General features: G+C 68.6%; 13 protein-coding genes. 8 read left to right on the top strand and 5 right to left on the bottom strand.

What is annotated here, in order from left to right; translation table 11 throughout:
• Positions 1-89 precede the first annotated feature (89 nt).
• Positions 90-1,574: an aldehyde dehydrogenase family protein gene (locus G6N37_RS13170; RefSeq protein ID WP_163680948.1), complete on the top strand. Its 1,485-nt coding sequence runs from the start codon at positions 90-92 to the stop codon at positions 1,572-1,574.
• Between the two features lie 83 nt (positions 1,575-1,657).
• On the opposite strand, the gene G6N37_RS13165 is transcribed toward G6N37_RS13170, so the two are convergent.
• Positions 1,658-1,948, bottom strand: a complete 291-nt coding sequence (locus G6N37_RS13165; RefSeq protein ID WP_163680945.1) for a hypothetical protein — start codon at positions 1,946-1,948, stop codon at positions 1,658-1,660.
• 230 nt (positions 1,949-2,178) lie between these two features.
• On the opposite strand from G6N37_RS13165, the gene G6N37_RS13160 reads away from it, so the two are divergent.
• Both G6N37_RS13160 and G6N37_RS13155 read left to right on the top strand, forming a co-directional pair.
• Positions 2,179-3,447, top strand: coding sequence for a cytochrome P450 (locus G6N37_RS13160; protein ID WP_163680943.1), 1,269 nt, complete (start codon positions 2,179-2,181; stop codon positions 3,445-3,447).
• On the top strand, positions 3,444-4,235 hold the full coding sequence (locus tag G6N37_RS13155; RefSeq protein WP_163680941.1) for a lysophospholipid acyltransferase family protein: 792 nt from the start codon (positions 3,444-3,446) through the stop codon (positions 4,233-4,235). Before G6N37_RS13160 ends, G6N37_RS13155 begins: the two co-directional genes overlap by 4 nt.
• Positions 4,236-4,250: 15 nt before the next feature.
• On the opposite strand, the gene G6N37_RS13150 is transcribed toward G6N37_RS13155, so the two are convergent.
• On the bottom strand, positions 4,251-5,642 hold the full coding sequence (locus tag G6N37_RS13150) for a WS/DGAT/MGAT family O-acyltransferase (protein ID WP_163680939.1): 1,392 nt from the start codon (positions 5,640-5,642) through the stop codon (positions 4,251-4,253).
• A gap of 113 nt (positions 5,643-5,755) precedes the next feature.
• Between G6N37_RS13150 and G6N37_RS13145 the strand changes: the two genes are divergently transcribed.
• The 3 genes from G6N37_RS13145 (at position 5,756) to G6N37_RS13135 (ending at position 8,497) form a co-directional block, all read left to right on the top strand.
• Complete coding sequence (locus tag G6N37_RS13145; RefSeq protein ID WP_174813826.1) at positions 5,756-6,406, top strand: maleylpyruvate isomerase family mycothiol-dependent enzyme; 651 nt, start codon at positions 5,756-5,758, stop codon at positions 6,404-6,406.
• Between the two features lie 145 nt (positions 6,407-6,551).
• Positions 6,552-7,697 (top strand): thiolase family protein, encoded by a 1,146-nt coding sequence (locus G6N37_RS13140; RefSeq protein ID WP_163680935.1) that lies wholly within the window; start codon positions 6,552-6,554, stop codon positions 7,695-7,697.
• Positions 7,698-7,750: 53 nt separating this feature from the next.
• Positions 7,751-8,497: an enoyl-CoA hydratase-related protein gene (locus tag G6N37_RS13135; protein WP_232075534.1), complete on the top strand. Its 747-nt coding sequence runs from the start codon at positions 7,751-7,753 to the stop codon at positions 8,495-8,497.
• Between the two features lie 61 nt (positions 8,498-8,558).
• On the opposite strand, the gene G6N37_RS13130 is transcribed toward G6N37_RS13135, so the two are convergent.
• On the bottom strand, positions 8,559-9,575 hold the full coding sequence (locus G6N37_RS13130) for an NAD(P)/FAD-dependent oxidoreductase (RefSeq protein WP_163680930.1): 1,017 nt from the start codon (positions 9,573-9,575) through the stop codon (positions 8,559-8,561).
• The gene (locus G6N37_RS13125; RefSeq protein ID WP_163685002.1) at positions 9,572-10,072 is read right to left on the bottom strand and encodes an isoprenylcysteine carboxyl methyltransferase family protein; all 501 of its coding nucleotides are present in this window, start codon (positions 10,070-10,072) and stop codon (positions 9,572-9,574) included. Before G6N37_RS13125 ends, G6N37_RS13130 begins: the two co-directional genes overlap by 4 nt.
• Before the next feature lie 185 nt (positions 10,073-10,257).
• On the opposite strand from G6N37_RS13125, the gene G6N37_RS13120 reads away from it, so the two are divergent.
• Both G6N37_RS13120 and G6N37_RS13115 read left to right on the top strand, forming a co-directional pair.
• A complete protein-coding gene (locus G6N37_RS13120; protein ID WP_163680928.1) occupies positions 10,258-11,403 on the top strand; it encodes an NAD(P)H-binding protein in 1,146 nt (381 codons plus the stop codon).
• Complete coding sequence (locus G6N37_RS13115; protein WP_163680926.1) at positions 11,400-12,122, top strand: CPBP family intramembrane glutamic endopeptidase; 723 nt, start codon at positions 11,400-11,402, stop codon at positions 12,120-12,122. Before G6N37_RS13120 ends, G6N37_RS13115 begins: the two co-directional genes overlap by 4 nt.
• A 5-nt stretch (positions 12,123-12,127) precedes the next feature.
• On the opposite strand, the gene G6N37_RS13110 is transcribed toward G6N37_RS13115, so the two are convergent.
• Positions 12,128-13,477 carry a DUF2867 domain-containing protein gene (locus G6N37_RS13110; protein ID WP_163680925.1) on the bottom strand — a complete coding sequence of 450 codons (1,350 nt, stop codon included), beginning with the start codon at positions 13,475-13,477 and terminating at the stop codon, positions 12,128-12,130.
• Positions 13,478-13,551: the final 74 nt, after the last annotated feature.

Raw genomic sequence — 13,551 nt, 5'->3', positions numbered from 1 at the left:
CAGGCCCTCAGACGTTGGCGCTTGCCAATCGGCTAGTTTCCGGTAAGGCTCTCCATAGCCCCTCCGCGATTCAAAAGAGAGTGACAGATATGACCGAGGCTGTAAAGGTGCGTTTCGAGCCGAAGATGATGATCGACGGCAAGCTCGTCGACGGCCAAGCCGGCACCTTCACCAACATCAACCCCGCCACCGAAGAGCCGCTCGGCGAGGTCGCCGACGCATCCAAGGAGGACATGCACCGCGCGATCGACGCCGCCCGGCGCGCCTTCGACGAGAGCGACTGGTCGACCAACCGGGAGCTGCGCAAGCGTTGCCTGCTGCAGCTGCACGAGGCGATCGAATCGGAGAAGGAAGAGCTGCGCGAGGAGCTGATCCTCGAGGTGGGATCGCCGCGGGCCATCACCTTCGGGCCCCAGCTGGACGCCCCGCTGGAGGACGGGCTGAAGTACCCCGCCAGGTTGATCGACGAGTACGCCTGGGAGACCGACCTGGGTGACAAGGTGATCAGCCTGACCGGCACGCTGACCACCCGCAAGGTGTGGCGCGAGCCGGTGGGCGTCGTCGGCGCGATCGTGCCGTGGAACTTCCCGTTCGAGGTGACCCTCAACAAGCTCGGGCAGGCGCTGGGCACCGGCAACACCGTGGTGCTCAAGCCGGCGCCGAACACGCCGTTCAACGCGACCCGGCTGGGCCGGTTGATCGCCGAGAAGACCGACATCCCCGCGGGCGTGGTCAACGTCGTCACCGCGTCGGATCACTTTGTGGGCGAGGAACTTACGCTCTCGCCCAAGGTCGACCTGATCTCCTTCACCGGGTCGACGGTGGTGGGGCAGCGGATCATGGAAAAGGGCGCCGCGACCATGAAGCGGCTGTTCCTCGAGCTCGGGGGCAAGTCGGCCACCATCGTGTTGGAGGACGCCGACTTCGGCATGGCGTGCGCGATCGGGATCGCACCCTGCATGCACGCCGGGCAGGGCTGCGCGAATCCCACCCGGATGCTGTTGCCGCGGTCCCGCTACGACGAGGGCGTGGAAATCCTCAAGAGCATCTACGAGAACGTCACGTGCGGCGACCCGCAGGACCCGGGAACGCTGTGCGGGCCGGTGATCTCGGAGGTGCAGCGCAACCGCGTGATGGGCTACATCCGCAAGGGCGTCGAAGAGGGCGCGACCGCGCTCGTCGGCGGGCCGGACGCGCCCACCGGCTTCGACAAGGGTTTCTACGTCAGGCCAACGCTTTTCACCGATGTCGACAACTCCATGACCATCGCCCAGGAGGAGATCTTCGGCCCGGTGCTCGCCGTCATCCCGTTCGAGGACGAGGAGGACGCGATCCGGATCGCCAACGACAGCAAGTACGGCCTGGCCGGCAACGTGATGTCGGGCTCGCTGGAGCGCTCGCTGGCGGTGGCCCGCCGGATCCGGGCCGGCTTCATGGGCGTCAACGGCGGCGCACCGTACGGCGCCGACACCCCGTTCGGCGGTTACAAGTACAGCGGGGTGGGCCGGCAGAACGGGGTCGCCGGGTTCGACCAGTACACCGAGATCAAATCGGTCGGCTACCCCGCCGGCTAGGGGGAATTTGTCGACGAGATTGCCGCTATGGCCGTGGTTTTGACCCCTTCACGACCATCGCGGCAATCTCGGCGACGGCGGCGTCAGCCCGGTGCGACGGGCCGTTTCAGGGTGCAGACGATGCTCCACTCGAAGTAGTGGTCGCCGCCCTTGTCGTAGTCCTTGAAGCGGTGGGCGACCTGGGTGCGTTGCACCGATGACCCGACGATCTCCCAGCCCTGTTCTCCGTAGGCCTGCGTCAGCCGGTTCGCCTCCTCCAGCACCGCTTGCAGCGACTCGTTCGTGTACGCGACGAAGGTGCTTTCCCATTGCTGGGGATACCACTTGCCGTCCGATGCCAGCCACCAGCCGGGGCCGGGTGAAGGGGTGCTCACATCGGGGCACCCTACGTCGCTGAGGCTTCCGGAACTATGAACCGAACATGACCGCCGCGGTACGCGCCGCCGAAGAGCTGGTGTCAAACCGTAGGGGAATGCTCTGCCCCGCCACCGCGGCGCCACTCGCCTTGACCTAATATTTGTTCAGATCGTACATTGGAGTCTAGGTTCGTGAGGCCCCGGTTGGCCTGCGCTGGGGGCGATTGCTTGGAAGCCGAGGAGTTCCGTTGCGCGATTTCGAGTCGGTCGATTTCTTCAGTGACCCGACCCTGGTCCCAGACCCGTACCCCTATTTCGATCACTTGCGGCAACGTTGCCCCGTGCTGCCGCAGCCCGGGGCGGGCGTGGTGGCGATCACCGGGCACGCCGAAGCGCTCGCCGTCTACAAAGACCCGGCGTTCTCGTCGTGTGTCTCGGTCGCGGGCCCGTTCTCCGGATTGCCGTTCGAGCCCGAGGGTGACGACATCGGTGCGCTGATCGAACAGCATCGTTCGCAGATTCCAATGAGCGAACACATTGTCACCCAAGATCCGCCGGAACACGCCCGCACGCGCGGGCTGCTCGGCCGGCTGCTGACACCCAAGCGGCTCAAGGAGAATGAAGAATTCATGTGGCGGCTCGCGGATGAGCAGCTCGACGAATTCGTGTCCCGCGGCACGTGTGAGTTCCTCGATGACTACGCGCGGCCGTTCTCGGGGCTGGTGATCGCCGACCTACTGGGAGTTCCGCCCGAAGACCACGAGGAGTTCCGTGTCGCCTTCTCCGGCAAGGTCTCGGGCGGAATCGAGGACGACTCGATAACGCGCGCCCACAACCCGCTGGAGTACCTCGACGAAAAGTTCACCGCCCACATCACCGAACGCCGGCGTGAACCCCGGGACGATGTGCTGACCGAGCTCGCTCAGGCCAAGTATCCCGACGGTTCGACCCCCGAGGTCATCGATGTCGTCCGGCTCGCGACTTTCCTTTTCGCGGCCGGCCAGGAGACCACGACGAAGCTGCTCAGCTTCGGCCTCCGGATGATCGCCGAGGACCCCGAATTGCAGGCCTTGCTGCGCGAAGATCGCAGCAAGATTCCGACTTTCGTCGAAGAGACGCTGCGCATGGAGAGCCCGGTCAAGTGTCACTTCCGCATGGCCCGCACCTCGGCATCGATCGGCGACATTCCAATCCCGGCAGGCAGCACGGTGATGCTGCTGCCCGGCGCGAGCAATCGCGACTCGCGTAAGTTTGTTCAACCCAACGAGTTTCGCATCGATCGACCGAATGTCCGCGAGCATGTGGCGTTCGGGCGAGGCAACCATTCCTGCCCCGGTGCGCCGCTGGCGCGGGCGGAGGGACGGATTTCGCTCAACCGGGTGCTCGATCGGATGTCGGACATCAGCATTGTCGAGGCGCAGCACGGTCCGGCGGATGGGCGCCGCTACAGCTACGAACCGACCTGGCAGATGCGCGGTCTCACCGAGCTGCACCTCGGGTTCACACCGGTCGCGTGAGCACCACCGAGATCGCCGGGTGGGATCCTGACTTCACCGAGCGGTGGGTCGGCGCCGTCGAACCCGTTGCCCGGCGCTGGTTTCGGTACGAGGTGCGTGGCCTGGAGGCGTTCCCCGCCACGGGCGGCGCCCTGCTGGTGGCTAACCATTCGGGCGGCATGCTGACACCCGATGTGCTGATCTTCGCAGCGGCCTTCTACGGCGCGTTCGGCTACGACCGCCCGCTCTACACGCTCGGCCACGACGGACTGTTTCCCGGACCGGTGGCCGACTGGCTGGCCCGCCTCGGCGTGATCCACGCCAGCACGGAAAACGCCACCAACGCGCTGCGGTCGGGCGGTGTCGTGCTGGTCTTCCCCGGCGGCATCTACGATGCCTACCGGCCGACGCTGGCCGAAAACGTCATCGACTTCAACGGGCGTACCGGGTATGTCAGGTGCGCCATCGACGCAGGCGCGCCGATCGTCCCGGCCGTGTCCATCGGCGGGCAGGAAAGCCAGCTGTTCTTGACGCGGGGCACCTGGCTGGCGAGGCGGCTCGGCCTGTCCCGATTCCGGTCAGACATTCTGCCGGTAACCCTGGGATTTCCGTTCGGGCTCAGCGCCATTGTGCCGTTCAACCTCCCGTTGCCCACCAAGATCGTCACCCAGGTTCTGCACCCGATCGACGTGGCAGCCCGATTCGGCTGCGACCCTGACGTTTCCGAAGTCGACGCGGAAATCCGGTCGCGGATGCAGACCGCGCTCGACCAACTGGCCCGCCAGCGGCGGTTCCCCATTCTGGGCTGAGCCGCTGGCCCGGCGCTAGCCCGTGGAAAACCCCGCCGCCGAATGGATTTCACGGAATGAGCAGACCATGGCGTCGGTCATCTCATGAGTGTCGCCAAAGGTGCGGTCGTCGGCGATGACCGAGATGTTGAGCTGGTCGACATAGCTCCAGACGGTGATGTTGACGCCGCACCCGGCGATCAGCGGACCGGCCGAATAGATCTCAGTGACCGGAGCGCCGGCGAATCGCCCCTGCTCGCGTGGCCCCGCGACATTGGACACGGGGAGGTTGAACAGCCTGGTCTGCGCATTCCGCCGGGCCAACCATTTGAAGGCCGAGTGGGCAGCGAACGGCGGCAGGTAGGTGATCAACTTGCCGTACAGCTCGGGGCCGAACAGTTCGTTGTTTTCCTTGGCGATCGCGGTGCTCGTAGCTGTGAGCTTCACCCGCTCCAATGGGTCGGCGATGTGCGTCGGCAGCGACACCGCCATGCCGCCGAGCTCGTTGCCGCTGATCCGGTTCGGTGACCTGTCCGTACTCGCCGGCACGGATGCGACGAGCGGTCGGTCCGCGCTCCCGTCGTAGCGCAACAGCAACTCCCGCAACGCACCCGCGGCGCTCGCCATCACCACGTCGTTGACCGTGATCCCCAGGGCTTTACCGGTCTGCTTCACTTGTGCCAGCGACAGCGTCGCGGTCGCAAAAGTCCGCACCGGCGACACCACATGGTTGATGAATGTCGGCGGCGCGTGCAGCATTCGGGCGAGGTCGGGCTGCGTGCCGCGCTCACGGGCGCGCCGGCGCAGCCGCCGCGCCCCGGAAACCGCGTCTGCCACGACTCGGGGCAGCGCGGCCAACTGTTGGGCATGGTCGCGTCCCGCCGCGCGTAGCAGCTCGCCGCTCGTCGGCCGCGCACAGGTCGTCTCGCTGTCGCGCTCGTCGGGCATCGCGCCCGCCGTATCCATCATTCTCGCCAAGAGGTTCGCCGACGCCACCCCGTCGGCCAGGGCGTGGTGCAGCTTTCCGATGATCGCGAACCTGTGGCCGGCCATACCTTCGGCGAAATAGAACTCCCAGAGCGGGCGGGCGCGGTCCAGCGGGGTGGTGGCGATGTCACCGATGACCCCGTCGAGCTCCCGGCGACCACCGGCGCCGGGCACCCGGATGCGTCGCAGGTGATAGTCGGGATCGACCTCGCAGTTCTGCAGCCACATCGGATGATGCAGTTGCCAGGGGATGTCGACGAGCTTGTAGCGCAACGGATCCAGGAGGTGCAACCGCCGCAGGAAGGTGTGGCGGAACAGCTCGAAATCGAAGTCGCCGGGGTAGTCGGCGGCGTCGACGATCGCCACCTTCAACGTGTGCGTGTGCAGGTTCGGCGTCTCGCTGTACAGGAGCATCGCATCCATGCCGTTGAGCCGCTTCACCCGACCATTATCGCCACGGCACGGCTTGCGCAGAACGAATTACTCGTTTGGCATCCCGGCCAATTCCCATCCGCAATTGAACCAAATATCTGTTCCGAGCTAGAGTGCTCCTGGTGCGCGCCCAACGCGAGGAGGTCTTCGCCGCTGTTGCAGACGAGCGACGCCAGGTCGCGACCCTGATCGACCGGCTGGACGACGCCCAACTGGCGGCGCCAAGCCTGTGCGCTGGCTGGGATATCAAGACGGTCGCCGCGCACCTGATCAGCGTCTTCGCCGACAGTTTCTGGGTTTTCATGGGAACGGCTCTGCGCCGCCGCAGCATGGCTCGCGCGATCGACGAACTTGCGCGGCGTGGCGCCCGGCTGCCGGCGACCGACATCGCCGCGACCCTACGCGGGTGCGCCGACCATCCCCTGAGTCCGCCGCTTTTCGGGCCGCTCGACCCGCTCGCCGATATCTTGGTCCATAGCGGTGATATCCGGATTCCGCTCAATCTGCCGTTCGAGCCCGACCGGGGGCTTGCGGCGTTGGCGCTGGATTTCTTGACCGGGCCATGGCCGTTCGGATTCGTGCCGCTGGGTCGACTCCGGGGCATCTCCTTGTATGCCAACGACATTGATCGGGCGTGGGGGAGGGGAATGGAAGTCCGAGGACCGGCGCCCGCCTTGATGATGGCCGTCAGCGGCCGCCCCGCACTCCTACACCTTCTCGACGGGCCGGGGCTGCCCTTACTCCGCCGCCGGCTGCTGCCCGGGAAGCAGTAGGTCACCGCTCCCGCAGAACGGCGGCTCGCGGTGCGGCGCCGAGAATCGACCCCGCCCCGCGCCCTCCCAACGCGTTGGTTGACAATCGACGGCAAGGCTCACTTTCACCAATACCTGAGGTTCTAGCGTCAAAGGAGACACCACCATGGCTGAAGCCGTCATCGTCGAGGCCGTCCGCTCACCGCTCGGCAAGCGCAACGGCGGGCTGTCCGGGGTGCACCCGGCCGACCTGTCCGCGCAGGTCCTCAACGGGCTGGTCGACAAGGCCGGCATCGACCCGGGAATGGTTGACGACGTCATCTGGGGCTGCGTGATGCAGGCCGGTGAGCAGGCCCTCGACATCGGCCGCACCGCGCTGCTGGCCGCCGGCTGGCCCGAGACCGTGCCCGGCGTGACCGTCGACCGCCAGTGCGGGTCGAGCCAGCAGTCCATCCACTTCGCCGCGGCGGGCGTGGTCGCGGGCCACTACGACGTCGTCGTCGCCGGCGGTGTGGAGTCGATGTCACGGACGCCGATGGGATCGTCGCTGGCCAACGGCGGCAACCCGTACCCCCAGGCTTTCAAGGACCGCTACCACCGGACGCCGAACCAGGGCATCGGTGCCGAAATGATCGCCGAGCAGTGGGGCTTCGACCGCACCGCGCTCGACGAGTTTTCGCTGGGATCACACGAAAAGGCCGCCGCGGCACAAGATTCGGGCGCGTTCGACGACCAGATCGTGGGCATCAAGGATCAGGACGGCAACGTGGTCTTGAAGGATGAGGGCATCCGCCGCGGCACCCCGATGGAGAAGATGGCGTCGCTGAAGCCGGCCTTCAAGGAGGACGGGGTGATCCACGCGGGCAACTCCTCGCAGATCACCGACGGTTCGGCCGCACTGCTGTTCATGTCGGCAGAGAAGGCCAAGGAACTGGGCCTCACGCCGATCGCCAGGGTGCACACCGCGGTACTGGCCGGCGCCGACCCGGTGATCATGCTGACGGCGCCCATCCCGGCGACGCAGAAGGCGCTCAAGAAGTCCGGCCTGTCCATCGGCGACATCGGGGCCTACGAGGTCAACGAGGCGTTCGCGCCCGTCCCGCTGGCGTGGCTGAAGGACATTGGGGCCGACGAGAAGAAGCTCAACCCCAACGGCGGCGCCATCGCGCTGGGCCACCCGCTCGGCGGCTCGGGTGCGCGGTTGATGACCACGCTGCTCTATCACATGCGGGACAAGGGAATTCGCTACGGCCTGCAGACGATGTGCGAGGGCGGTGGCCAGGCCAACGCCACCATCGTGGAGCTGTTGTGACCGACGCCCCGGTCGACCGGCCGGCGGTGCTGGTCGAACGCCGCGGCAACGTCATGCTGATCACGATCAACCGGCCCGAAGCCCGCAACGCGGTCAACGGCGCCGTCAGCATCGGCGTGGGGGACGCGCTCGACGAGGCGCAACGCGACCCCGAGGTGCGGGCCGTGGTCATCACCGGCGCCGGCGACAAGTCGTTTTGCGCCGGTGCCGACCTCAAGGCGATCTCGCGCCGGGAGAACCTGTATCACCCCGACCACGGGGAGTGGGGATTCGCCGGCTACGTCCACCACTTCATCGACAAGCCCACCATCGCGGCGGTCAACGGCACCGCGCTGGGCGGCGGCACCGAGCTGGCCCTGGCCAGTGACCTGGTGGTGGCCGACGAGCGGGCCAAGTTCGGCCTGCCGGAGGTCAAACGCGGGCTGATCGCGGCCGCCGGCGGCGTGTTCCGGATCGTGCAGCAGTTGCCGCGCAAGGTGGGGATGGAGCTGCTGCTGACCGGCGAGCCGATCACCGCCGCCGACGCCTTCGAATGGGGCCTGATCAACCAGGTCGTCAAGGCAGGCACGGTGCTCGAGGCCGCGCTTGCCCTGGCCGCGCGGGTGACCGTCAACGCGCCGCTGTCGGTGCAGGCGAGCAAGCGCATCGCGTATGGGGTCGACGACGGCGTCGTCACCGACGAAGAGGCGGGCTGGGCGCGCACGATGGCCGAGATGGGCGTGCTGATCAGGTCCGAAGACGCCAGGGAGGGCCCGCTGGCGTTCGCCGAGAAGCGGGAGCCGGTCTGGAAGGCGCGCTAGTCGCCATCGCGAGCGCGGCGCGGCCGGGCGACGCGGGTCGCCACCATCGGGACCAACCCCGCTAGGTCGCCAGGACATTCACCCCGCGCCGGAACGCGCCGGGCAGCAGCGCGCAGGCCGGCACGATGGCACGGCGGGTGGCCGCGGGGGCGCTGGCCAGCACCAGGGCGCGGGTGAGTAGTCGGTAGTTGCGGGTAATCCGGTGCCACGCAAGCTCATACGACGCCGGGGAATCGTCGACGATGGCGGCGACGGCGGCGGCGGCTTGCTTGACCGCCAGGCTGATGCCCTCGCCGGTGAGCGCGTCCTCATACCCCGCCGCGTCGCCCACCAGCAGCACCCGCCCCGCGACCCGCCGGGACACCACCTGCCGCAGTGGGCCGCACCCCCGGGCCGGCCCGGGCGCCGCGCCCGCCAACTGCGGGGCCAGCGAGGGGAACCAGGCCAGGTCGGGCCTGCCGCGCGAGAGGACCGCCACGCCGACCAGGTCCGGTTCCACCGGGGTCACGTACGCCTCACCCCACCGCGACCAGTGCACCTCGACGAATTCCGACCATGCCGGCACCCGGAAATGCCAGCGCACACCGTAGCGCCGCGGTGTTCCGGCGGTCGCGGTGATTCCGGCGGCCCGCCTGACCTGTGAATGCAGCCCGTCGGCCGCCACCATCCATTTCGCGCGCACACCGGCGGCCATCACCCCGTGGGCGTCCTGCTCCACGGTGGTCACCCGCGCCCGAAGCCGTTCGACGTCTTGCTCTTTCGCGCGTGCGGCGAGCGCGGCGTGCAAAGTGGTCCGCCGCACGCCCCGGCCCGGCCCGGTGCGAAACCGGGCCTGCGCCCGGCGGTGTTCGCTGACGTAGGCGATCCCGTGAAAGGGCATGCCGGCCGGGTCGACCCCGAGCGACATCAGCTCGGCCAACCCGCCGGGCATCAGGCCCTCGCCGCAGGCCTTGTCGATGGGACCCTCGCGCGGGTCGGCGACGATCACCGAAAGTCCGTGCCGGCGAGCGTGTAACGCGGTGGCCAGGCCTCCCGGCCCGCCGCCGACGACCAACAGGTCGGTGTCGTAACCGCTCACGCGTAGCCCAGAGCCGAGTTCTCGACCCGCAGCCGCACCCTGAGCAGCGCCGCGTTGGCCAGCGTGAAAAGGGCCGCGGTCAGCCACGCCGTGTGCACCAACGGCAGCGCCAACCCCTCGGCCACCACTGCAACATAGTTCGGGTGGTGCAGCCAGCGGTAGGGGCCCCGCCGCACGAGCGGGGCATCCGGCAGCACGATCACCCGGGTGTTCCAGCGCCGGCCGAGCGTGGCAATGCACCACCAGCGCAGGCCCTGGCTGAGCGCCACCACCGCCAGCATCGGCCAGCCCAGCCACCAGATGAACGGCCGGTGCAGCGCCCACGGCTCGATGAGGCAGCCGGCCAGCAGCGCGGTGTGGACGAACACCATCACGGGGTAGTGCGGTCGGCCAAACTCCTTGGCGCCCTGGGCAAAAGACCATTGCGCGTTCCGGTTGGACACCACCAGCTCCACCACGCGTTCGATGCCGACCGCCAAAACCAGCAGGTAGTACATGTCTCCGCTATCTGTTGCCGATGTTTCATACCCGATCACGGCGTCGCCGGCGCGGGGGTTCAACATCCGCGAGCGTAACGGCGTGGCGAAAATCCGGCCCGAAAAGCGCCGTGGCGCTACGTTCGCGATCGGCGGCCCGTGCCCGCCAGGTTTGCGCGCGTCGCCGCCGGGCTAGGTTGGAAGGTATGCGGGTCCTCGTCACCGGTGCCACCGGATATGTCGGATCGCGGCTGGTCACCGCGCTGCTGGCGGACCGGCACCACATCGTGGCCGCCACCCGAGAGCCCGCGCGCCTCAGGCGGTTCGGGTGGTTCGACGACGTCACTCCGGTTGCCCTCGATGCCGGGGATCCCGCCTCGACCCGGGCCGCCTTCGCCGCCTCCGGGCCCGTCGACGTGGTGTATTACCTGGTGCACGCCATCGGTCAGCCCGGCTTCCGCGACGCCGACAAGGCCGCGGCTGCGAACCTGGCCGCGGCGGCCCGGGCCGCCGGTGTGCGCCGGATCGTCTACCTGGGCGGGTTCGTGCCCGCCGGCGAGGTGCTGTCCGAGCACCTGACGAGCCGGGCCGAGGTCGCCGCGGCCCTGACGGTCCAAAACGGCCCGGAGCTGGTGTGGCTGGGCGCGGCGATGATCATCGGGGCCGGCTCGACCTCGTTCGAGATGATGCGCTACGTCGGCGACCGTTTCCCGCTCATGCCCATACCGAGCTGGATGGACAACCCGATCGACCCGATCTCGATCCGCGATGTCCTGCACTACCTCGTCGCCGCCGCCGACCCCGGCCGGGTGCCGGCCGGGGCGTATGACATCTGTGGTCCAGACACCACGACCTACCGGGAGCTGCTCGAGACGTACACGCGCATCTCCGGCAGGTGGCACGCGGGGGTGCCGGTCGGCAGGGTCGCCACGGGGCTGGCGTCGCTGATCACCGGCGTCGCCCTGCCGGTGCCGCCGGGCCTGGCGGGGGACCTGGTCGAATCGCTGGACCATCCGATGGTGGCGGCGAAGGGCGACCTTCGCGATCGGGTGCCCGACCCGCCCGGTGGGTTGCTCGGCGTGGGCGACGCCATTGCCCTAGCCTTGGCCGATCACTCGAATCGCCCGTCCCCGGTCAACGCGCTGGCCGATCCCCACCACCTCGCCGACACCGATCCCGCGTGGGCCGGCGGAGACGCGCGGCGCATCCGCCGCGTCGCGCGCCGGGTCACCCCGCCCATCGCGCGGCCGGTTCTGGGGCTGGTGAGCATGGTGCCCGGTCCGCTCGCCGGCGCGCTTCGCACCGGCCTTGACCTCCTGATCGCCCTGACCCCGAAGGTGCACCCCGCATGAGCCAGTCAACCGCTCGGTCCCACTCCGGCACGCTGTCCGAGTGGTGGCGCGCGCTCACCAATGTCGCTGTGCCCCATCACGAATCGCCGGCCGTCGTGCGGCGCCGGCGCGTCATCGTGACGCTGACGCTGTTGGTCGGCGCGGCGGTGCTGGGGTTCTCGCTGCGGCGCCACCCGGGAGAGTCGAGCTTCTACTGGCTGACCCTGGCGCTGGCGGGCGTGTGGGTCGCCGGCGGGTTGGTCTCCGGCCCGCTGCACCTGGGCGGGATCTGCTGGCGCGGCCGCAATCAACGGCCGGTCATCACCGGGACGACAATCGGTCTCCTGCTCGGTGGGGTCTTCGTGATCGGCGGGCTGATCGCCCGGGAGATCACGCCGGTGGCGGAGTGGATAACCCGGGTGCTGGAATACGCCCACCACGGCTGGTATCCGGTGATCGTGGCGATCACGCTCGTCAACGGCGTCGCCGAGGAAGTGTTCTTCCGCGGCGCGCTCTACACCGCCCTGGGCCGCTATCACCCCGTCATGATTTCGACCGTCCTCTACGCCTGCGCGACGCTGGCCAGCGGTAACCCCATGCTCGGTTTCGCCGCGGTCATCCTGGGGACGGTGTGCGCGTTCGAACGCCGGGCAACCGGCGGTGTCCTGGCGCCGATGCTCACCCACTTGGTGTGGGGGCTGATCATGGTGCTTGCGCTGCCCCCGATGTTCGGCGTCTGACGCCGTTATCGGGCCGAATCGACCACCTCGCGGGCCAGCGCACGCATCGCGGCGGTGTGGAACGGCCGCACGAAGAACCAGTACACCCGCCCCGGGATGCCCCTCGGCAGAAAGATGGACCGCTGGGTGTAGCGACTGCCGCCGCCGTCGTGCGGCGTGACCGCGATCTCGAGCCATTCCCGTCCCGGCGCTCGCCTGGGCGAGCGCAGCCGCAACAGGGCTCCCGCCTCGCGCTCCTCGACCTTCCAGCCGCCAGCCCGTGCGTTCACGGCGTCCTCCGCCGCCGCCCAGACGTCGGCGGGCGCGGCGGTGACGTCCTCGGTGCGCACGTCGGCGTAGACGATCTCGCCCGCCCACTCCGGGTCTGTGGGCAGCGCCTCGGCGGGGTCTGACCGCAACGATGACCAGGAGGGCTCCGGGACGCCGTGCGCCGCGCGGTCGAGCGCCAACTCGACGGCGCGGCGGTAGCCGGTCAGCCCGGCGGGCGGGGGCTCGATGATGCTGTCGACCTCGTGGTCGCGCATCACCGCGTCGCACTCCAGCGACTCGATCAGCGGGCGCGCCAGACCGGGCGGGATCGGCGTCACGGTGCCGACCCAGAGGCTGGCGATCGTGGGTGTCAAGAACGGCAGCACGATCAGATAGCGCTTGCCCAGGCCCGCGACGTCGGCGTACACCCGCATCATGTCGCCGTATTCCAGCACGTCGGGTCCGCCGATGTCCCAGGTGCGCGACTTGTCCTTTTCTGGCACCGCCGCCGTGGCCGCGTCGACCAGGTAGTACAGCACGTCGCGCACCGCGATCGGCTGAATCTTGTTGTGCACCCATTTCGGGGTGGTCATCACCGGCAACCGGTCGGTGAGGTGCCGGATCATCTCGAACGACGCCGACCCCGAACCGACGACGACGCCCGCCTGCAGCACGATCGTTTCGATGCCCGACGCGATGAGCGCGTCGCCGACGGCCGCCCGCGACTCGAGGTGCGGCGAGAGCTTGCGGCCCTCGGGATGCAGCCCGCTCAGATACACGACGCGCCGCACCCCGGTGCGGCGGGCCGCGGTCACGACGTTGCGGACCGCGCGCATCTCCTCGTCGGCGAAATCCTTCGCCGTGCCCATCGAATGAACCAGGTAGTAGACGACATCGATCCCGTCGAAGGCCGCGATGAGGGAATCGACGTCACCCAGGTCGCCGCGCGCGACCTCCGCCTGCTGCCGCCACGGCACGTCCGCCAGCTTGGCCGGGTTGCGCGCCAGGGCGCGCACCACGTGGCCTTCGTCCAGCAGTCGCGGCACCAGCCGGGCGCCGATGTAGCCGGTCGCCCCCGTCACGAGACAGCGAACCTGTCCAGCCATGGCTTCTCCGTTCGTCGTCTTCCAATTATTCGGACCCGACGCGGGGGAGGATTACCGGTGTGGGCCACCGGTAA

The sequence above is a fragment of the Mycobacterium seoulense genome, assembly GCF_010731595.1.
In the GTDB taxonomy this organism is placed as follows: Bacteria; Actinomycetota; Actinomycetes; order Mycobacteriales; family Mycobacteriaceae; genus Mycobacterium; species Mycobacterium seoulense.
This window is presented reverse-complemented; position numbering and strand designations above follow the sequence as displayed.